The sequence below is a fragment of the Kitasatospora sp. NPDC091207 genome, from assembly GCF_044768625.1.
In the GTDB taxonomy this organism is placed as follows: domain Bacteria; phylum Actinomycetota; class Actinomycetes; order Streptomycetales; family Streptomycetaceae; genus Kitasatospora.
In genome coordinates this window covers 225,227-243,789 of sequence record NZ_JBIVVS010000009.1, presented here as the reverse complement: position 1 = coordinate 243,789, position 18,563 = coordinate 225,227, and the positions used below count along the sequence as shown (strand labels likewise).

Annotated in this window: 18 protein-coding genes; 6 read left to right on the top strand and 12 right to left on the bottom strand. The window is 76.0% G+C overall.

All coding sequences use genetic code 11. The annotated features are described in order from the left end of the window. Nucleotides 1-59: 59 nt before the first annotated feature. The 6 genes from ACIQTO_RS18110 to ACIQTO_RS18085 form a co-directional block, all read right to left on the bottom strand. Entirely contained in the window at nucleotides 60-263 is a 204-nt protein-coding gene (locus ACIQTO_RS18110) for a hypothetical protein (RefSeq protein ID WP_402388588.1), read from the bottom strand. Nucleotides 264-351: 88 nt separating this feature from the next. Next, nucleotides 352-765: a hypothetical protein gene (locus ACIQTO_RS18105; RefSeq protein WP_402388587.1), complete on the bottom strand. Its 414-nt coding sequence runs from the start codon at nucleotides 763-765 to the stop codon at nucleotides 352-354. Between the two features lie 157 nt (nucleotides 766-922). Next, nucleotides 923-2,242, bottom strand: a complete 1,320-nt coding sequence (locus tag ACIQTO_RS18100) for a VWA-like domain-containing protein (protein ID WP_402388586.1) — start codon at nucleotides 2,240-2,242, stop codon at nucleotides 923-925. Then, a complete protein-coding gene (locus ACIQTO_RS18095; RefSeq protein WP_402388660.1) occupies nucleotides 2,239-3,483 on the bottom strand; it encodes an AAA family ATPase in 1,245 nt (414 codons plus the stop codon). The genes ACIQTO_RS18100 and ACIQTO_RS18095 overlap by 4 nt, the downstream gene beginning before the upstream one ends. Before the next feature lie 220 nt (nucleotides 3,484-3,703). After that, a complete protein-coding gene (locus tag ACIQTO_RS18090) occupies nucleotides 3,704-5,095 on the bottom strand; it encodes a hypothetical protein (RefSeq protein WP_402388585.1) in 1,392 nt (463 codons plus the stop codon). A gap of 185 nt (nucleotides 5,096-5,280) precedes the next feature. After that, a complete protein-coding gene (locus ACIQTO_RS18085) occupies nucleotides 5,281-6,672 on the bottom strand; it encodes a hypothetical protein (protein ID WP_402388584.1) in 1,392 nt (463 codons plus the stop codon). A 277-nt stretch (nucleotides 6,673-6,949) separates the two neighbouring features. Between ACIQTO_RS18085 and ACIQTO_RS18080 the strand changes: the two genes are divergently transcribed. Beyond that, a complete protein-coding gene (locus tag ACIQTO_RS18080) occupies nucleotides 6,950-7,795 on the top strand; it encodes a class I SAM-dependent methyltransferase (protein ID WP_402388583.1) in 846 nt (281 codons plus the stop codon). A gap of 42 nt (nucleotides 7,796-7,837) precedes the next feature. Here ACIQTO_RS18080 and ACIQTO_RS18075 read toward each other — a convergent pair whose 3' ends face one another. Continuing rightward, entirely contained in the window at nucleotides 7,838-8,470 is a 633-nt protein-coding gene (locus ACIQTO_RS18075; RefSeq protein WP_402388582.1) for a TetR/AcrR family transcriptional regulator, read from the bottom strand. Nucleotides 8,471-8,693: 223 nt separating this feature from the next. On the opposite strand from ACIQTO_RS18075, the gene ACIQTO_RS18070 reads away from it, so the two are divergent. From ACIQTO_RS18070 to ACIQTO_RS18060, 3 genes are read left to right on the top strand one after another with little or no spacing between them, the layout of a single operon-like run. Beyond that, a complete protein-coding gene (locus ACIQTO_RS18070; RefSeq protein ID WP_402388581.1) occupies nucleotides 8,694-9,452 on the top strand; it encodes an SDR family oxidoreductase in 759 nt (252 codons plus the stop codon). A 5-nt stretch (nucleotides 9,453-9,457) separates the two neighbouring features. Beyond that, entirely contained in the window at nucleotides 9,458-10,261 is an 804-nt protein-coding gene (locus tag ACIQTO_RS18065) for an SDR family NAD(P)-dependent oxidoreductase (RefSeq protein WP_402388580.1), read from the top strand. Beyond that, the gene (locus ACIQTO_RS18060) at nucleotides 10,258-11,229 is read left to right on the top strand and encodes an NADPH:quinone oxidoreductase family protein (RefSeq protein ID WP_402388579.1); all 972 of its coding nucleotides are present in this window, start codon (nucleotides 10,258-10,260) and stop codon (nucleotides 11,227-11,229) included. Before ACIQTO_RS18065 ends, ACIQTO_RS18060 begins: the two co-directional genes overlap by 4 nt. 12 nt (nucleotides 11,230-11,241) lie before the next feature. Here the strand turns inward: ACIQTO_RS18060 and ACIQTO_RS18055 are convergent, their stop codons facing one another. After that, nucleotides 11,242-12,108: an NAD(P)H-binding protein gene (locus tag ACIQTO_RS18055; protein ID WP_402388657.1), complete on the bottom strand. Its 867-nt coding sequence runs from the start codon at nucleotides 12,106-12,108 to the stop codon at nucleotides 11,242-11,244. A gap of 95 nt (nucleotides 12,109-12,203) precedes the next feature. Between ACIQTO_RS18055 and ACIQTO_RS18050 the strand changes: the two genes are divergently transcribed. After that, nucleotides 12,204-12,617 (top strand): winged helix-turn-helix transcriptional regulator, encoded by a 414-nt coding sequence (locus tag ACIQTO_RS18050; RefSeq protein WP_402388578.1) that lies wholly within the window; start codon nucleotides 12,204-12,206, stop codon nucleotides 12,615-12,617. Between the two features lie 22 nt (nucleotides 12,618-12,639). Here the strand turns inward: ACIQTO_RS18050 and ACIQTO_RS18045 are convergent, their stop codons facing one another. The 3 genes from ACIQTO_RS18045 to ACIQTO_RS18035 form a co-directional block, all read right to left on the bottom strand. After that, nucleotides 12,640-13,929, bottom strand: coding sequence for an alpha/beta hydrolase family protein (locus tag ACIQTO_RS18045; protein WP_402388577.1), 1,290 nt, complete (start codon nucleotides 13,927-13,929; stop codon nucleotides 12,640-12,642). 144 nt (nucleotides 13,930-14,073) lie between these two features. After that, a complete protein-coding gene (locus ACIQTO_RS18040; RefSeq protein ID WP_402388576.1) occupies nucleotides 14,074-15,312 on the bottom strand; it encodes an acyl-CoA dehydrogenase family protein in 1,239 nt (412 codons plus the stop codon). Next, nucleotides 15,312-16,340 carry a phosphotransferase family protein gene (locus ACIQTO_RS18035; protein WP_402388575.1) on the bottom strand — a complete coding sequence of 343 codons (1,029 nt, stop codon included), beginning with the start codon at nucleotides 16,338-16,340 and terminating at the stop codon, nucleotides 15,312-15,314. The genes ACIQTO_RS18040 and ACIQTO_RS18035 overlap by 1 nt, the downstream gene beginning before the upstream one ends. A gap of 99 nt (nucleotides 16,341-16,439) precedes the next feature. Here ACIQTO_RS18035 and ACIQTO_RS18030 point away from each other — a divergent pair, with 99 nt between their 5' ends. Further along, on the top strand, nucleotides 16,440-17,534 hold the full coding sequence (locus ACIQTO_RS18030; RefSeq protein ID WP_402388574.1) for a hypothetical protein: 1,095 nt from the start codon (nucleotides 16,440-16,442) through the stop codon (nucleotides 17,532-17,534). A 60-nt stretch (nucleotides 17,535-17,594) separates the two neighbouring features. Here the strand turns inward: ACIQTO_RS18030 and ACIQTO_RS18025 are convergent, their stop codons facing one another. Continuing rightward, nucleotides 17,595-18,494, bottom strand: a complete 900-nt coding sequence (locus ACIQTO_RS18025; protein WP_402388573.1) for a Gfo/Idh/MocA family protein — start codon at nucleotides 18,492-18,494, stop codon at nucleotides 17,595-17,597. Nucleotides 18,495-18,563: the final 69 nt, after the last annotated feature.

The window sequence follows — 18,563 nt, the reverse complement described above, 5'->3', positions numbered from 1 at the left end:
CGGACGGCGCGGGTGGCGGCCGGATCGGCACGCGGCCGCCACCCGGGCCGTCCGGCGGCTCAGCCCAGCCGGGCGGCCAGCCGGCGCAGGGCGGACGGGCGGCGCCGCGCCCGGGCGGCGGTGCCCGCCGCGGGCGGCTCCCCGCACCCGGGGGCACCGGCCGGCGGCTCGGCGGTGGACGGCGCGGCCCCGGCGGGCGCGGCGGTGCGGCTGGCCTCGGCGCGCACCAGCGCGCCCATGGCGGTGTAGACGTCGAAGGGCATGACGGAACTCCTGCGGTGTGGACCTGACGGTGGGCACGGCGGGGCGGCGCGGCGGGGCCGGAACCCCGCAGCGCGGCCCCGGGGCCCGTCAGCAGCGCAGGACGGTTCCCCTCCCGGCCCCGTCCGGGCGGGCGGGCTCGGTGGTCGGCCCGGCCGCGGCACGGCCGGGCGGGGCACCGGCCGCGAGGGCGGCCGGCGTCCGGGGTGCCGGGGCGAGCGGTCCCGCCAGCGGGGCACGGGAATGACCGATCCGGTGGGTGGAGGCGGCGCCCGGGGTGGTCCCGTGGTCGCGCCGGCGCTCGCCGGGCTCCGGACAACCGTCCGCGTCGAACGGCCCGGCGGGGGCGGCGGGGAACTCCTGGACCGTCACACAGCGGTCGAGGGCGAGCCGGTGGAGGGAGTCGACGGTCCCGGCCCCGGTCAGCAGGGCGAGGACGGCGGCCAGCAGCACCGCGAGGGCGCACCGGGTCGCGAAGTCACCCTGCCGAGCCGTACGCCCCATGCGCACCCTTCCGACGACGTCCCTGTCCAGCTAACCGCCCGCGCCTCCCGACACCCGCCCGCCCCACCCGATGGAGTGAAGGACTTCACTCCCCCGGTCGACCCGGACGGGCACACCGAGGTCCTGTCCGGCCGACCGGGCGGGTGCCGGAGCGCCGCTACCCGAGGGTGACCACCCGGGCCCAGTCCGGCGGGTCGTCCGGCGCGTGGTCCGGGTCGTCCTCGTCCCACGCCCGGGTGACCGGCGGACGGGGGAAGAGCCCGACCACCGTGCGGCACGGCGGGCGGGAGTCCGGCCACGGGGTCTGTCCGTCGGTCAGGACCACGACGACGTCCGGCCGGGGGCCGGTCCGCAGCGCCCTGGCGAAGCCGGTCCGCAGATCGGTGCCCCCACCGCCGACCAGCGGGATCCCCTCCGCGCGGCAGAGCGGGTGCACGACCCGGGCCGCCGCGTCGCACGGGAGCACGGTGACCAGGTCGCGGCGGCCGCCCACGGCCCGGGAGATCGCGGCCACTTCGAGCAGCGCGCTGCCCAGCTCGGCGTCGCTCACCGAACCGGAGGTGTCGATCACCACGGCGACCCGGGGCGGTCTGCGCCGCAGGCTCGGCAGCACGACGCCGGGCACCCCGGCCGAGCGCCGCGACGGCCGCCCGTAGGTGTAGTCCTCGCCCGCGCCGGAGCCGGCCACCGCCGTCCGGACCGCCGCTCCCAGCAACTCCCGCCACGGCTGCGGCGGGTGGAACGCCTCCTCGGCCCAGCGCTGCCACGCCCGCGGAGCGGTGCCCGGGCTGCCGGTGATGCCGTGGGCCACCCGGAACCGCACCGCGTCCCGTTCCTGCGCGCTGAGACCGTACGCGCCGTCCGGTCCCAGCTCCCACCCCCGTTCCAGCCCATCGGCGCCGCTGCCGCAGTCCAGCCAGGACAGGTCCTGGGTCAGCGGCCCGAGGCTGAACAGGCCCAGGTAGTCCTCCATCAACTCCCCTTCGGGAAGCCGCAGGGAGCTCGGCCGGACGGCGCCCTCGGGCTCGGCCAGCCCGTCGCCGTACACGTCGTCGTTGATCTCGCAGTCGGCGGCGATGTTCATCCGCAGCCGCTCCCCCGGGCCGGTCAGTCCGCGCTCGCGGGCGACCCGGTCGCTGCGCCCGTGGTGGTCGCGCAGCAGGTGCGAGACCTCGTGCACCCAGACCCCGGCCAACTGCTCGACCGGCGTGCGGTCCACGAACACCGGCGAGACGTAGCACCGCCAGTACCGGTCCACGGCCATCGTCGGGACGCGCCGCGACTCCACGGTGTGCAGGGCGAACAGCGCGGTCGCCAGGTAGGGCCGGACCTTGGCGGCGTGCAGTCGGGCGGCGAACAGCTTGTCGAGGTCCAGCGCCCCGGCCGGCTCCGGCGCCGGCGCCGCCGACCGCGCCGGGGCCGTCACACGCCCCGGGGCCGTGGGCCGCGCCGGGGCCGTCGGCCGTACCGGGGTCATCGGCCGGCCTTGGCGGCGACCCGGGCCACCGACCGGTCGGCCCGCGCCGACAGCGCGACCACCCCGGCGAGACGCTCGATCGCCGCCGGGACGTCCCAGTCCGGCCGGCGCAGTGTGGCGAGCGTGGTCGCGGGGACGACCACCAGGTCCGGCGCCCCGGTCTCGGTCGCACGCACCAGCAGCGTCCACGCCGCGTCCCAGCGGGACTTCTCCGGACGCTTGCGGACGGCGTCCACCACGCTGTCGAGCACGGCCTGCCGGAGGTCCCCCCGCTCGGGCAGCTCGGCGCCCGCCGGGTCGGCGAGCAGTTCCTCCGGGTCCGGGAGGTCCATCCGGTCCAGGCTCGCCAGCAGCTCCAGTCCCGGCCCGTCCCCCACCGTCCCCCTGACCAGCAGGGAGAGGACGTCCCGGGAGGAGCCGGCGGCGGTCGCGAAGGCGACCAGGCAGAGCGCCGTCTCCCAACTCCGGGGCGAGGGCCAGGCACCGCCCCGGCGGGTCTCGTTGGCGGGCAGCCGGTGGACGAGGGCGGGCCGGGCGGCGAGCAGGCCGCAGACCGCGCGGCGGGCGAAGGCGACGGACTCGGCCAGCCGCCGCGGGTCGAGCCGCGGCAGGGTGGCCCGGGGCCACGTCCCGCCGAGGCCGCGGACCACGACGTCGTGGTCGTGGACCCACGGGAGGTGGACGAAGCGGTTGGCCAGCGGCGGGCTCAGTTCCCAGCCGTCGGCCGCCGAGGAGCGGGGATTGGCGGCGGCCACGATGCGGACCTCGGGCGGCAGTCGCAGGGCCCCGATCCGCCGTTCCAGGACCAGCCGGAGCAGGGCGGCCTGGACGGCCGGCGGCGCGGTGGACAGCTCGTCGAGGAAGAGCAGCCCCCGGCCCGCCCGGACCAGGCGCACGGCCCACTCCGGCGGGGCCATCGGGACGCCCTGCTCCACCGGATCGTCACCGACGACCGGCAGCCCCGAGAAGTCGGAGGGCTCGTGCACGCTGGCGATCACCGTGGTCAGCGGCAGGTCCAGGGTCTCGGCCAGCTGGGTCAGGGCGGCGGTCTTGCCGATGCCGGGCTCGCCCCACAGCAGGACGGGACGGTCGGCGGCCACCGCCAGGGTCAGCGCCTCCAGTTGGATGTCGGGGCGCGGTTCGGTGCCGGTCTCGCGCAGCAGGGCCAGCAGGGCGTCGGCGACGTCGAGCCGGGAGTCATGACGTGGGTCGGCCGGTCGGCCGGCCGCGGCGGACAGCATGGCCGGGGACAGCGGCACGGACGTGGACGTGGACGTGGTCACGGGCATGAACGTAGGCATGTTCGATCACCTCGGGTGGGTTGCGAAGGGCGGATGGTGAAGCGTGGGGTGGTGAAGCGTGGGTTGCGAAGCATGGGGTGAAGCGTGGCTTGCGAAGCGTGCGGGACGGTGGAAGGCCGTCGGGGCGCCGCCGGAAGGCAGCGCGGCCCCCGGCACCGGGTCAGCGGGAGGTCGCCCCACGGGCACCGGAGCGGCGGTCGCGCGGACGGCGGCGGTCCGGGCTCGGGCTGTGCTCGACCAGGCCGGCCCGGAACAGCCCGTAGCTGACCCGCCGGAGCGCCGCCGCCGCCAGTTCGTCCCGCAGCGCGCCGCCGCGCAGCACGGCCCCGGGCCCCAGCAGGCCCTCGACGACCGCCAGCGCACCGGCGGTGTCGCCGTGGTCCAGCCGCTCGCGGACACCGCTGAGCTGCTCCGGGCGGCGGTGCGCCTGGTCGATGACCTGCAGACAGGGCAACGGCGTACCGGTCAGGGCGACCAGCAGCTCCTCCCGGCGCAGCTCGGCCGGGTCGTGGTCCAGCGCCGCCAGGACGCCGTCGACCAGGCCGATCCGGTGCCGGGCTCCCCGGCAGTCGACGAGGCGCGGTTGCCCGGCCCGGTCCGGGAGCGGGGCGGGCCCGGCCGGCGCGTGGCCGGGGACCAGGGCCGAGGCGACCAGCGGGTGCAGCCGATCGGCCTCGATCGCCCCGGTACGGAGCAGTTCGAGGTCGGGGAGCACCCAGGTCGCCGCGTCGGGCAGCACCGGCCGCGCGGGGCCGGCGCCGCCGGTGGGCGCGGCCACGGTCCACTGGGCCGGCGGCCCGGGGCCGTCCCGGTCCGCGACCGGTTCCAGGACCAGCCGGCGCCGGGCCCCGAGGCGGACGTCCACCGGGCCGCTGCCGCGCCCCTCGGCGGCGAGCAGGAGCTCGGCCTCGGCCGCCCAGCGGTCGACGGCACAGTGCCGCCCCGGCGCCACCAGGGCGGTGGGCAGCGCCGCCCGCGGCGGCGGACCGGTCCACGGCCGGCCGGCCCCGCTCCGGAGCCGCAGTTCGCCGCTGCGGCGCGCGTCCCACAGATGGCGGTGCAGGTCGAGCCGGAACCGCCGGTCGGGGTGGGGGTGGGGGTAGCGGGCGGTGCCGGGCTCGCGGTGGGAGCCGTCCCACAGGGCGAGGCTGATCCGCTGGCCGGCGTCCGCCCAGGCGGGCGGGGTCCGGGCCACGAGTCGGACCGGGGGCCCGCCGTCCCCCGTCGCGGCGTCGTACCGGGCGAGGGCGACCGTCAGCCCCGGGCGCAGCAGGCCGTCCGGGGCGATCCTCGGCAGGTGCCAGCGGAGCAGGTCGGGGGCCAGCCGGCGGAGGTCGGCGCGGACCTCGGTGGCGAGGTCCCGGCCGTGGGTGCGCGCCACGGCGCGCAGGTCGAGGTCGACATCGATGTTCGCGGCGGCGCAGGCCCCGGCCCAGTCGCCGGCCAGGCGGCGGGCGGTCGCGGTATCGATCATGGACGGCGGCACGGCGAACTCGCGCACGCGCAGCCAGAGGGAGAGACGGGAGTCCCGGTTCGCGGTCGGAGTGAGCATCAGCACTCACCTTGCGCGGACGGGGCCCCCCATCCGGATGCGGAATGAGTAGTCATCGCGGTGAGCCTAGCGACCTGCCGGCGGCCTGTCAGGTGCTTTTGCGCCGCCGCGCCTTCACCGCGGCCACCCCGGCGGGCCGGGCCGGGGCTTCCGCGCGGCAGCCCCGGCCCGGCGACCGGTGCGGTCTACGGCACCTTGGCGTCGGGCAGCCGCTCGGCCTTCACCAGGCAGTCGCGGAACTCGTACCAGGGCGCGGGGCCGGTCCAGCGCAGGAATCCGGTGCTCCCGGTGCCCGCCTCCTGGTTGGCGAAGCGGCAGCCGTCGTACAGCAGCTTGCCGGCGGTGGTCGCGGTGCCCGAGGTCACCTGGTGCGCGCCGAGCAGGGCGCAGTCCTGGTAGCGGATCACCGGTCCGCGCGAGGGGTTGACGGCGTCGAAGCGGTACACGTGCGGGACGGCCTTGTCGGTGAGGGCCCAGGACTCGAAGGCGCGCGCCGTGTCGTCGCAGGACACGAAGGTGACGGTGCCCTTGTACCAGGCGGAGTCGATCACCTTGTGACCGGTGCCGCGGACCTCGAACCGGATGCCCTGGGCGTACAGGCGCATCACCGAGTCGGCCCGCGGCGAGTTGGCGCCCAGCTTGAAGAAGGTGCCGGTCGACTTGGGGTCGACGAGGATGTACGACCCGCCGATGAAGTTCATCGAGCCGCCGCGCTCGTTGCGCACGAAGACGCCCGACTGGAACTCCACCTTGCAGTCACGGAAGGTGAAGTTGAGGAACTGGTCCTGCTGCTGCTCGGTCGGGATCCCGCCCATCACCAGGAACGCGTCCGCGTAGGAGCCGCTGATCTGGCAGTGGTCCCAGCCCATCTCGCTGTTGAGGTTGGAGTTGGACCCCGGGCCGTCGAGGACGATGCCCGCCTTCCAGGCGCCGCGCCAGTCGACGTCGGTGTACCAGGTGTCCTGCACCCCGAACGTCTTGGAGGAGAACGAGTAGTTGAAGGTCGCGGTCGCGTCCTGGCTCTCGAAGGTCAGGCCGCTGATCCGGATGTTCCGGTAGCGGTCCATGTTCCGCCAGAACACGGTGTCGCGGACCGTCGGCGCGTACACGATGCGGGAGAGGCGCTTGCCGAAGCCGGTGATCGAGATGCCGTCGATGACGCTCTGGGTCGAGCGGTCGGTGTTCTGGGTCGGCGGGAGCAGGCTGTCGGGCTGGGTGAGCAGGTAGGTGCCCGGCGGGATCAGCAGGACCTTCTTCGGGGTGACCCCGGTCTCCGGCGCGCCGCCGAGCACCTCGGCCACGGCGTCCCGGAAGGCGGTGTCGCTGGGCGTGGCCCCGGTCGGGTCGGCACCCTTGGCGACGACGTCGACCACGTAGGCGCCCGCGCCGGCCGCCACCGCCGCCGGTGCGGCGACGGCGCCCTGACCGCCGAGTGCCAGGCTCCCGGCCACGGCGCCCACCCCGGTCAGCCCGGCGAGCAGGGCGCGCCGGCCCGGGCGGCGCCCCGGGTCACCGTCGGGCCCACCCGCCGCGCCGGCCACCCCGGACCGCGTGGTGCGCGTGGAATCTGTGGACATCGCCAACCCCCGTCGATGAGAACTGCGTCGGTGCCGCGACCCGTCCATGGATCATGGCCGAACCTCGTGATCATCTGGCATGTCCCGGCCCCGGCACAAGGATCCGTGCGGCCCGGCGCGCAAGGCCCGGACCGGGCGGAGCCACCCGGGCGGTCCACCCGGGCGGACGCGTCGGACCGGCACGGGCCACGGCGCGTCGGTAGCGTGGGCGGGACGGCGGCGGCCCGGGACAGCGGGGTCGCGAAGCGCGGAGCAGCGGAACGGCGGGCTGGTTCGGATGGTCAGTGGCGAGCTCGATCTCACCGGGCTCCGGCGGGTCTACGGGCGGCCGGGCAGCAAGCTCTTCTACACGCTCGTCTGCCGCAACGCCCGGCACTGGGGGTGGACCGAACCGGGCCAGTCCAAGTGGCGGTGCTGGCAGGCACAGCGGCGCCTCGAAGGCGTCCTCGGCCGGAAGCTGGCGCTGCCCGCCGGGTCGCGGGTGCTGGACGCCGGCTGCGGTGCGGGGGTGGTGGCGCGGGAGATGGCCTCCCGGTTCGGTCTGCGGGTCACCGGTGTCGACGTGCTGGACTTCCACGTCCGCGAGGCCCGCCGGCTCAGCACCCGCGCGGCGCTGGAGGAGCGGACCGCCTTCTCCTGGGGGGACTACCACGACCTGGAGTTCCCCGACGGCTCCTTCGACGGCGTGTACTCGATGGAGACCCTGGTGCACGCCTACGATCCCGGGCGGGCGCTGGCGGAGTTCCACCGCGTGCTCCGGCCGGGCGGCCGGCTGGTCGTCCTGGGCCCGGTCGGCGCGCCGCCGGAGGAGATCAGCCCCGAGGGCCGCGCGGTCCTGGACCCGTACCTCGACGCGATGGTCTTCCCCGGGGCCAAGCGGTACGACTCCCGCAGTCTGAGCCGGCTGCTCACCGGGGCGGGCTTCCGGGTCGAGGAGGCCCTGGACGCCACCGACCGGTACCGCCCGACCTCGGACGCGCTCTACGCCTACTTCCGGCTGCCGTACGCGGTGCTGCGCCTGTTCGGCCCGGCGGAGAAGTGGCTCGGCCTGCGGTCGGTGGTGGAGATGTACCAGGTACGGGACTACGTGTCCTGGTTCGTGCACACCGCCGTCAAGGCGTAGCGCCCGCGAGCCGCCGCACCGTCACCCCGTAGCACCGCGGCCTCACCCGGCCTTCGCGCCCAGCATCCGCAGCACCAGATCACCGTAGCGGCGCCCGAGTTCCTCCGGGGTCTCGCTGCTGCGGCCGGTGTACCAGCGGGACACGTCGATGCCCAGCGAGGTCACGGCGCGGGCCGCCGTACGAACTTCGGCGACCTCGAAGGCACCGGCCCCGACGCCCGCCTCGATGAGGGCGCTGACCTCGCGCTCGATGTCCAGCCGCAGGGCCGCGACCACCGTGTAGGCGTCCGCCGGCAGCGCGTGCAGCTCGTAGTTGACCACCCGGCCGACCGTCCGCGCCCGGGCGTGCCAGGCCGTGAACTCCTCCACCAGGCGCCGCATCCGGTCCACCGGGTCGCCCTCGCCGGCCGCCGCGTCCCGGACCAGCGTCAGGGTGGCCGCGTGGCCGGCCCGGCTGATCTCGGCCAGCAGGGCGGCCTTGGACGGGTAGTGGATGTACAGCGCGGCCGGGCTCATCCCGGCGGCGGTGGCGATGTCCCGGGTGGTGGTCGCGTGGAAGCCGCGCTCCGCGAACGACTCGACGGCGGCCTGGAGCAGCCGGAAGGCCGCCTCGGGGCGGGCGTCGGCGACGCCGGGCAGGCTGGGCCAGAGTTCGGCGATGGGCGTGCTGGTCATGGCGCCATCCTCCCAGATAAGTCGTACCGGAAAGGCGTATCGGAGTTCCGGTCGCGCGGGCCGGGGAGGGCCCGGCCGACTGTTGACAGGGTCCCGCACCGACAGCATGCTAAGCAAGCGCTTAGTCACCGGCCCGGCCCGAGCGGCCGGGCCTCGGCCGCACCCCGTCGGCCGACACCGCAGCAGCGGACAACTCCCGCAGAACCGTGCGAAAGGACCCTCCGTGGTGCACTCCTTCAAGGGCCAGGTGGCCGTCGTCACCGGATCCAGCCGGGGCATCGGCCTCGGGATCGCGCGCGAACTGATCGCCCGCGGCGCCCGGGTCTGCCTGACCGCCCGCACCCCCGAGCCGCTCGCCGAGGCCGTCCGCGACCTGGGCGGCCCCGAGGTCGCGATCGGCGTCGCGGGCAAGGCGGACGACCCGGCCCACCAGGACGAAGCGGTGGCCCGCACGATGGAGGCCTTCGGCCGGCTCGACCACCTGGTCAACAACACCGGCATCAACCCGGTCTTCGGTCCGGTGCTGGAGACCGACGAGGCGGCCGCCGCCAAGATCCTCGCCGTCAACGTGCTCGCCCCGCTCGGCTGGACCCGCCGCGCGCACGCCGCGTGGATGGGCGAGCACGGCGGCTCGGTGGTCAACGTCGCCTCCATCACGGGCATCCGCGCCTCGCTCGGCATCGGCATGTACGGGGTCTCCAAGGCCGCCCTGATCCGGCTCACCACCGAACTGGCCGCCGAACTCGGCGGCCAGGGCATCCGGGTGAACGCCGTCGCGCCGGCCGTGGTCAAGACCAAGTTCGCCGCGGCGCTCTACGAGGGCCGGGAGGAGCAGGTCGCCGCCGCGTACCCGCTGGGCCGCCTCGGCGTGCCGGAGGACGTCGCGGGCGCGGTCGCCTTCCTGCTCTCCTCGGACGCCGCCTGGATCACCGGCCAGACCCTGGTCGTCGACGGCGGCGTCACCCTCGGCGGCGGGATGTGAACGCCGTGACGGACGAGCGGAGCCCGGCCGGCGGGTACGCGGGCCAGGGCGTGGTGGTCACCGGCGCGGGCCGGGGCATCGGCGCCGCCCTGGCCCGCGCCTTCGCGGCGGCGGGCGCCCGGGTGGTCGTCAACGACCTCGACGCCGGGGCCGCCGAGGCGGTGGCCGCCGGCTGCGGCGGCACCGCCGTCCCCGGGGACGCGGCCTCCGCCGAGGGCGTCGCCGGCCTGGTCGGCCGGGCCCGGGCGGCACTCGGCGACATCGACGTCTGGTGCGCCAACGCCGGCGTCGCCCCGGTCGGCGGCGCGGACGCGCCGGCCGCCGCCTGGGCGAGCGCCTGGGAGGTGAACGTGCTGGCCCACGTCCGCGCCGCCGACCTGCTGCTCCCCCGCTGGCTGGAGCGCGGCACCGGGCGGTTCGTGGCCACCGTCTCGGCCGCCGGTGTCCTCACCATGCTCGGCTCGGCCCCGTACGCGGTCACCAAGCACGGCGCGCTCGCCTTCGCCGAGTGGCTCGCCGCCACCTACCGCCACCGGGGCGTGCGGGTGCACGCGCTCTGCCCGCAGGGGGTGCGCACCGACATGCTGGCCTCGACCGGCGCGGTCGGCGAGGCCCTGCTGGCGCCGACCGCGCTGGACCCGGAGGACGTCGCCGGCGCCCTGCTGGCCGGGCTGCGCGAGGAACGCTTCCTGATCCTGCCGCACCCCGAGGTCGCCGAGTACTACGCGGTCCGGGCCACCGACCCGGACCGCTGGCTCGGCGGGATGAACCGGCTCCAGCGGGAGCTCGAAAGGAGCGCGGCACTGTGAGGGCCTGGCAGGTGACCGAGTTGGGCGAGCCGCGCGAGGTGCTGCGGCTGGCCGAGGACGTACCGCGGCCGGCCCCGGGGCCGGACCAGCTGCTGGTCCGGGTGCGGGCCGCCGCGGTCAACTTCCCGGACGCGCTGATGGTCCGCGGCCGGTACCAGGTCCGGCCGCCGCTGCCCTTCACCCCCGGCGTCGAGCTGTGCGGCGAGGTGGTGGCGGGCGACCGCGCGGGCGAGCGGGTGATCGGCACCCCGGTGCTGCCCGGCGGCGCCTTCGCCGAGTACGCCCTGCTGGACGCCGCGGCGGCCTTCGCGGCCCCGCCGGCGCTGGACGACGCGGAGGCGGCCGCGCTGCACATCGGCCACCAGACCGCCTGGTTCGCCCTGCACCGGCGGGCCGGGCTGCGGGCCGGTGAGACCCTGCTGGTGCACGCGGCGGCGGGCGGGGTCGGCAGTGCGGCGGTCCAGCTCGGCCGGGCGGCCGGGGCGCGGGTGATCGCCGTCGTCGGCGGCGCCGGGAAGGCGGCCGTCGCGCGCGGGCTCGGCGCCGACCTGGTGGTGGACCGGACCACCGGGGACTTCGTCGCCGCGGTCAAGGAGGCCACCGGCGGCCGCGGCGCGGACGTGGTCTTCGACCCGGTCGGCGGCGCGGCCTACACCGGCTCCACCCGGTGCGTCGCCTTCGAGGGCCGGATCGTGGTGGTCGGCTTCGCCGGCGGCGAGATCCCGGCCCCGGCACTGAACCACGCGCTGGTGAAGAACTACAGCATCCTCGGGCTGCACTGGGGTCTCTACAACACCCGGGACCCGCGGGCCGTGCTGGCCGCCCACGAGGAGCTGACCCGGCTGGCCGCGGCCGGCACGGTCCGCCCGCTGGTGAGCGCCCGCCTCCCGCTCGCCGCGGCGGCCGAGGCCGTCCAGCAGGTCGCGGACGGTCGCAGCACCGGGCGGCTGGTGGTCCTCGGGGCGTAGCGCCCCACCGCGTCACCCGGCCGCGACCGCGTCCCGCGCGATCACGTCCAGGGCCGGGCGCGGCGGCCGGCCGAGCAGGGCGGCGAGGTCCCCCGGCTCGCCCGGTCCGGCCAGGAAGCCGTGGGCGATCGCCGAGTACGTCCCGGCCACCATCGGCACCTGGAAGGTCTCGGCGCCGGAGGCCGCGACCGCCGCCCGCGCCCCGGCGAGGGTGCCCGGCCGGTACTCGACCGGCCGGCCGCCGGCCCGGGACAGCGCCGCCGCCACGTCCGCGCCGCCCACCGCCTGCTCGCCGACCAGTTCGTAGACCTGCCCGACGTGCCCGGCCGGGGCCAGCGCCACGGTGGCCGCGACCTCGGCGAGGTCGGCGCGGGCGACCGCGGCCAGCCGGCCGTCGCCGAGCGGCGCGGTGATCACGCCGTCCTGGTCCGGCGCGGCCAGCGAGCCCAGCAGCTCGGCGTAGAGGCCGTTGCGCAGGATCGTCCAGCGCAGCGTCGTGGACGCGCGCAGCCGCCGCTCGGTCCAGCGGTGCGCCAGCGCGTAGGCCAGGTGGTCGCCGTCGCCGGAGAGGCTGGTGTAGATCACGTGCTCGACGCCGGCCCGCTCGGCGGCCTCGATCGCGGCCCGGTGACGGGCGATCACCACATCGTCCTCGCCGTAGCCGGCCGAGATCAGCAGCAGCGTCCGCACCCCGGCGAAGGCGTCCGCCAGGGTCTGCGGCCGGTCGAAGTCCACCGTCCGGACCGGGACGCCGAGCGCCGGGGCCTTCTCCGGGGTACGGCTGCCGATCAGCACCCCGTCGAGCCCGCCGGGCAGCGCGGCCAGCCGCTCCAGCACCAGAGCGCCGAGTCCGCCGTTGACACCGGTGACGAGAAGCACCACTACCTCCAAGGTCTGTTCCGGGCCCGCGGCTCTCCGCGCCGCCCGGTGACCATCCTCGGTAGCCTGGGCGTTCGGCGTAAGGAGGCACTTTGATGTCAGTGGGGCACACCGCGGTAACCACCCCCCGGCCGGTGGTCTGGTGCGAGGACGGTGTGGACTGCGGGATCCGCGGGCTGCTGGACCGGCTCGGTGACAAGTGGTCGGTCCTGGTGGTGGTCGAACTCGCCCAGGGCGTCCGGCGGTTCCGCGAACTCCAGCGCGCCGTGCCGGGCATCTCGCAGCGGATGCTGACGCTCACGGTGCGCCGGCTGGAGCGGGACGGCCTGGTGTCGCGGACCGTCCACCCGACCGTCCCGCCGCAGGTGGACTACGAGCTGACGGAGACCGGCCACAGCCTGACCCACCTGATCCGGGCGATGGTGGACTGGTCCTACGACCACCATGACGCGATCCTCGACTCCCGGCAGGACTGGGACGCCGCCAACCCGGACTCCGAGATCCGCTAGCGGCGGGCCGGGCGGCCTGCCGTCAGCGGGCGAACTCCATCTCAGGGAAGCGCGGCGAGGGCCCGTCCAGCAGGTGGTCGTCGTGCCCGCGCAGCCACCGGTCGAAGAACGAGGCGACGTACGCGCGGGTGGCGAGCACCGCCCGCTCCGGGCGGATGTCGCCGACGTCCGCCCGGAGCACCTCGCCCGCCACCGCGCCCTGACCGGCGAGTTGCGGCAGCAGCGACTGCGCGTCGGTGTACGAGCCGTGCTGGGAGCCGGTGAGCGTGACGTCGGCGCGCCAGCCCCGGCTGTGCTGCCAGAGGGCGTCCCAGCCGGGCTGGTGGTGGTAGTCGCCGGAGTCCGCGCTCCCGGTGCCCATCAGCAGGAACGGCCGGTCCAGACCGTCCTCGGCGACGCTGCTCAGGAAGACGCCCTCGCCGGTGGGCCCGGGGAAGTGCAGCTGGCCGTCCAGGTTGACGCCGGCGGTGATCCGCGGGTCGTCGTGCATGGTCTGGACGGCGGTGAACCCGCCCGCGGAGTGGCCGGCCATGCCGATCCGGGTGAGGTCCAGCGAACCCCCGAGGCCGGCCGGGAGCCGCCGGTCGGTGCGCAGCACGGTGAGCTCGTCCAGCACGAAGCGGGTGTCGTCGACCCGGGTCCGCAGGGCCTTGCGCAGCAGGGCGCCGATGTCCAGGCCGGGGGTGCCGAGCATGCCCGGGAAGACGGACGTGGCCAGGCCGCCGTCCGGGAAGGCCACCTCGGACGCGTCGTAGGTGTGGTCGACGGTGACCACCACGTAGCCGCGCGAGGCGAGGTCCTCGACCAGGGCGGTGCCCCAGGTGCGGGGGTCGCCGAGCCCCGGCGAGTAGAGCACCACCGGGCGCGGGCGGCCGCCCGGCAGCGCGGGGGCGTCCCGGCGGGCGTGGGTGCGGACCGCCGACCAGTCCGTCCGGCCGCTCACCGTGCGGTAGTTGAAGACGGCCGCGCCGTCCTCGCCGCCGAAGTGCTCGGCGGCGCCGGGCTCCATGTAGCGGGCGCGGTCGTCGCCGGCCGCGGGGCGGGCGGTCGGGTACCAGAGGCTGATCATCAGCTCACGGGCCCGCCCGGGCCGCCACGGGTCCGGCCGGCCGGCGTCGGTGAGGTGCACCGCTGTGGTGCCGACCGGATAGGGCCCGGTGGGCTGCGGCAGCCAGGCACTCGCCCGGCGCTCCGCCACGGCCGGCGCCGCCACCGCCACGGCCGGCGCGACCGCGGTGCCCAGCACCGCCGTGGCCGCCAGCAGCGCGACGATCCCCGTCCGCACGCCCTGCCCGTGTGCCCGCTTGCGCATGACTCCCCCAGCTCCTCGCCGTCGACGCCGCCGTCCACCGGCCGGCCCGTACCGAGACCGTACGGGCCGGGGTGGTGAACGAACGTCATACCGCGGAGCCAACCCCGTCCGTGCTACCGAGGTATGACACGCCCGGGGCGGGGCCTACCGGTCACCCGGCCGGTGGCGCCTGAGCTCCCGCCGGGCCAGCGAGCGCTTGTGCACCTCGTCCGGCCCGTCGGCCAGGCGCAGCGTGCGGTTGCCGGCCCAGAGCTGGGCGAGCGGGGTGTCCTGGCTGACGCCGGCCGCGCCGTGGGCCTGGACGGCCTTGTCGAGGATCCATTCGACGGTCCGCGGGGTGGCGATCTTGATGGCCTGGATCTCGGTGTGCGCGCCGCGGTTGCCGACGGTGTCCATCAGCCAGGCGGTCTTGAGCACCAGAAGCCTCAACTGCTCGATCCTGACCCGGGATTCGGCGATCCAGTCCTGCACCACGCCCTGCTCGGCGAGCGGGCGCCCGAAGGCCACCCGCTCCAGCGTCCGGCGGCACATCAGCTCGACCGCGCGCTCGGCGATGCCGATGGCCCGCATGCAGTGGTGGATCCGGCCGGGCCCGAGCCGGGCCTGGGCGATGGCGAACCCGGAGCCCTCGGCGCCGATCAGATGACCCACCGGGACCCGGACGGCGTCGAAGTGGACCTCGGCGTGCCCGCCGTGGTCGGCGTCGTCGTAGCCGAAGACCTTCATGCCCCGCCGGACGGTGACCCCGGGGGCGTCGCGCGGGACGAGGATCATGCTCTGCCGGCGGTGCGGCTCGGCACCGGGGTCGGTCCTGCCCATCACGATGAAGATCCGGCACCGCGGGTTCATCGCGCCGGTGATGTACCACTTGCGGCCGGTGACGACGTACTCGTCGCCGTCGCGCTCGATCCGGGTGGCGATGTTGGTGGCGTCCGAGGAGGCGACATCGGGCTCGGTCATCGCGAAGGCGGAGCGGATCTCGGCGCTCAGCAGGGGGCGCAGCCAGCGCTCGCGCTGCTCGGCGGAGCCGAACTCGGCGAGCAGCTCCATGTTGCCGGTGTCCGGGGCGGCGCAGTTGAGGGCGGGCGGCGCGAGCTGCGGGCTGCGTCCGGTGATCTCGGCGAGCGGCGCGTACTGGAGGTTGGTCAGGCCGGCGCCCTCTCCCGGCCGGTCCCGGTGGCCCGGCAGGAAGAGGTTCCACAGGCCCCGCTCGCGGGCCTCGGCCTGGAGCTCGGCGACGATCGGCGGGACGTCCCAGGCGGGGCGGCCCGGGTCGGCCAGCTGGGCCTCCAGAACGGGCTCGGCCGGGTACACGTGCTGGTCCATGAAGGCCAGCAGGCGCTCACGCAGTTCTTCGGTCCGGGCGTCGTAGGCGAAGTCCATCAGTGGTCCTTGAGGGTGCTCAGGCCGTGCTCGGCGAGGACGGGTGCGATCTCGGCGGCCCGCTCGAAGCCGGCGCCGAGGGTGCGGCCCTGCCGGAAGCGGAAGTGGATGCCCTCGGCGACGACGGCGAGCTTGAAGGAGGCGAAGGCCACGTACCAGTCGAGGTCGGCGGCGTCGCGCCCGGTCAGCTCGGCGTACCGGGCGACGAGTTCACCGGCGGCGGGGAAGCCGGGGGCGGTGGCGGCGGCGGGGATGATGCCGCCGCCGACACCGGCGAGTTCGGTGTACATCACCAGCAGGCCGACGTCGGTGAGCGGGTCGCCGAGGGTGGACATCTCCCAGTCCAGGACGGCGGTGACGGCGTCGTGCTCGTCGACGAGCACGTTGTCCAGCCGGTAGTCGCCGTGCACCAGCGCGGGCGCCGGGGAGACCGGCAGCCGGGCGGCGAGCAGCCCGTGCAGCCGGTCGACGCCGGGCAGGTCGCGGCTGCGGGAGGCGGCGAGCTGGGTGGACCAGCGGCGGAGCTGGCGTTCCAGGTAGCCCTCGGGGCGGCCGAAGTCAGCGAGGCCGACCGCGGCCGGGTCGATCCGGTGCAGCTCCGCGAGGGTGTCGACCAGCTGCCGGCCGAGGGCGTGGACGCGCTGCTCGCCGAGGGCGGCGAGCGGTCCGACCTCGCGGTGCGCGGTGCCGGGGACGTACTCCATCAGGTACCAGGGCGCGCCGAGCACGTCCGTGCCGGTGTCCAGCAGCAGGGTCGCGGGGACGGGCACGCCGGTGCCGCGCAGGGCGGTCATCACCCGGTGCTCGCGGCCCATGTCGTGGGCGGTGGCCAGGACGTGCCCGAGCGGCGGGCGGCGCAGCACCCAGCGGGAGGTGCCGTCGGTGAGCGCGTAGGTGAGGTTGGAGCGGCCGCCCTCGATCAGCTCGGCCCGCAGCGCGCCCCGGACGGTACCCGGCAGCTCGCGGTCCAGGTGGGCGCGGAGCCGGTCGAGGTCCGGGCCGGGCGGACCGGCGGGGGTGTCGGGCATGGGCTCACTCTCCTGGTCGGCGGGCCTGACTAAGCGCTTGCTTAGCATTCAGCCGAGGGCTGTGCGCTGTCAATGCCGCCGGACCGCGACAATGTCGCCATGAGGTTGATCCACACCCTGGCCGGCGCGCTGATCCTGCTGCTGACCGTCGCGAGCATCCTGCGCACCCTGGTCGTCCCGCGCGGCCTGTACTCGTCGCTGGTCCACCGCCTCTGGCGGGCGCTGCGGACGCTCCTGCGCTGGTCGGCCCTGCCGTTCGGCACCTACCGCGCGCAGGACCGCGCGCAGACCTGGCTGGCGCCGCTGATCCTGGTCGGCATGCTCGGGGTGTGGCTCGGCAGCATGCTGCTCGCGTACACGCTGCTGCTGCACGGCACCTCGCGGCTGGACTGGACGGTCTCCTTCCGGGAGGCCGGCTCCAGCCTGTTCACCCTCGGCTTCGCCAGCGGGGACCGGCTCCACCTGTCCGTCATCGACTTCATGGCCGCCGCCAGCGGCCCGCTGGTGATCGCCCTGCAGATCGCCTACCTGCCCACCCTGTACAGCGCCTACAACCGGCGCGAGGTGGAGGTGACGCTCCTGAAGTCCCGGGCCGGCGAGCCCGCCTGGGGCCCGGAGCTGCTGGCCCGGCAGTCCCTGGTGGACACCGAGACCGCCTTGCCCGAGCTCTACCGCGACTGGGAGCGGCTCGCCGCCGACATCGGCGAGAGCCACTCCAACTACCCCGTACTGCTCTCCTTCCGCTCCCCCCAGCCGAACCGCAGCTGGGTGGTGGGCCTGATCGCCGTCATGGACGCCGCGGCCATCCACCTGGCGGTCAACCCGCACTCGGCCCCGCCCGAAGCCCGTCTCGTCCTGCGCGCCGGCTTCACCGCGCTGCGCGACATCGGCGGCTCACTGCGCGTCGACTTCGACCCGGACCCGGCCCCCGAGAGCCCGATCCGGCTCAGCTACACGGAGTTCGACGCGGCCGTGGCGATGATCACCGCCGCCGGCTTCCCCCGCGAGCGCTCCGCCGCCGACGCCTGGCCGCACTTCCACGGCTGGCGGGTCAACTACGAGTCCCTGGCCTACGAGCTGGCCCGCCGCAGCGACGCCGTCCCGGCCCTGTGGACCGGCCCGCGCGACTTCCCCGCCCCGCCCATCCCGCCGGCCCGCCCGGCCGACCGCCGGCCGGGGGCCGGGGCGCCGTAGGGCCGGCGGCCGCCGAATTCGGTCCGGCCCGGCCACCGGCCCCTCCGGCGGGGCCTCGCGTCAGACCTCGACCGGGCCGCCCGCGGCCAGCGAACGCTCGGCGGCGGCCAGGATCTCGACCACCCGCAGGCCGAACGCCGCGCCGCAGGGGTGCGGCTCACCGGTGCGCGCGGAGTCGCGCAGGGCGTCCAGGGCGCGGTGGAGCGCGGCGAGCGGGCCCTCGCCGCGCTCGGGGAGGTGGACCACGCCCGACTCACCGCGCAGCTCCATGCCCGTGCCGCCGCCCGCGAGCGGCGCGGTCAGGCTGAGCGCGAGGGTGCTGGACGCGCCGCCGGCGTGCCGCAGGACGAGGTGGACGGTGTCCCGGGGGCCCGCCACCGCCGTCACCTGGACGGCGTCGCCCAGCACCGGGAGCAGCACCGAGAGCGCGTGCGGGCCGACGTCCCAGAGCGCGCCCTTCTCCTGCCGCCAGGGCGAGGCCGCGTACGGACTGGTGCTCTCGGCGGCGAAGACCGAGCCGAGCCAGTCGGAACGGCCGGTGAACCAGCCGCCGGTGGCGGCCTGCTTCTCGATCCACGGCAGCTGGTCACCGCCGAAGCGCACGGTGAAGAACACCACCGAGGCCACGTGGTGGGCCCGGGTGGCCTGGAGGACACGCCGGGCGTCGGGGACGGTCAGCGCGACCGGCTTGTCCAGCAGCAGATGGCACCCGGCCTCGGCGGCCCGGACCGCGAGGTCCGCCTGGACGGTCGGCGGCAGCGCGATGGAGACGGCGTCCACCTCGGCCAGCATCCGGTCGAGGTCCTGATGGCCGGGCACCCCGTGCGCCGCGCCGAGTGCGGCGGCCGCCTCGGGCCGGCGGCCCCAGACGCCCGCGAACTCGAAGTCGGGGTGCTCCGCCAGTACGGGCGCGTGCACCCGCTCCGCCCAGGGGCCGGTGCCCAGCAGTCCGATCCGCATGCTCTCTCTTCTTCCTTGCTCGTAGCTGCCCGGCCCCGACGCGCTGCCGCCCGGTGCGGCACGGAGCCG

Excerpts from the sequence above, each read along its gene's own strand:
- ACIQTO_RS18110 (WP_402388588.1), bottom strand. The coding sequence starts at position 263 with ATGCCCTTCGACGTCTACACCGCCATGGGCGCGCTGGTGCGCGCCGAG.
- ACIQTO_RS18105 (WP_402388587.1), bottom strand. The coding sequence starts at position 765 with ATGGGGCGTACGGCTCGGCAGGGTGACTTCGCGACCCGGTGCGCCCTC.
- ACIQTO_RS18100 (WP_402388586.1), bottom strand. The coding sequence starts at position 2,242 with ATGACCCCGGTACGGCCGACGGCCCCGGCGCGGCCCACGGCCCCGGGG.
- ACIQTO_RS18095 (WP_402388660.1), bottom strand. The coding sequence starts at position 3,483 with ATGCTGTCCGCCGCGGCCGGCCGACCGGCCGACCCACGTCATGACTCC.
- ACIQTO_RS18090 (WP_402388585.1), bottom strand. The coding sequence starts at position 5,095 with ATGCTCACTCCGACCGCGAACCGGGACTCCCGTCTCTCCCTCTGGCTG.
- ACIQTO_RS18085 (WP_402388584.1), bottom strand. The coding sequence starts at position 6,672 with ATGTCCACAGATTCCACGCGCACCACGCGGTCCGGGGTGGCCGGCGCG.
- ACIQTO_RS18080 (WP_402388583.1), top strand. The coding sequence starts at position 6,950 with ATGGTCAGTGGCGAGCTCGATCTCACCGGGCTCCGGCGGGTCTACGGG.
- ACIQTO_RS18075 (WP_402388582.1), bottom strand. The coding sequence starts at position 8,470 with ATGACCAGCACGCCCATCGCCGAACTCTGGCCCAGCCTGCCCGGCGTC.
- ACIQTO_RS18050 (WP_402388578.1), top strand. The coding sequence starts at position 12,204 with ATGTCAGTGGGGCACACCGCGGTAACCACCCCCCGGCCGGTGGTCTGG.
- ACIQTO_RS18045 (WP_402388577.1), bottom strand. The coding sequence starts at position 13,929 with ATGCGCAAGCGGGCACACGGGCAGGGCGTGCGGACGGGGATCGTCGCG.
- ACIQTO_RS18040 (WP_402388576.1), bottom strand. The coding sequence starts at position 15,312 with ATGGACTTCGCCTACGACGCCCGGACCGAAGAACTGCGTGAGCGCCTG.
- ACIQTO_RS18035 (WP_402388575.1), bottom strand. The coding sequence starts at position 16,340 with ATGCCCGACACCCCCGCCGGTCCGCCCGGCCCGGACCTCGACCGGCTC.
- ACIQTO_RS18030 (WP_402388574.1), top strand. The coding sequence starts at position 16,440 with ATGAGGTTGATCCACACCCTGGCCGGCGCGCTGATCCTGCTGCTGACC.
- ACIQTO_RS18025 (WP_402388573.1), bottom strand. The coding sequence starts at position 18,494 with ATGCGGATCGGACTGCTGGGCACCGGCCCCTGGGCGGAGCGGGTGCAC.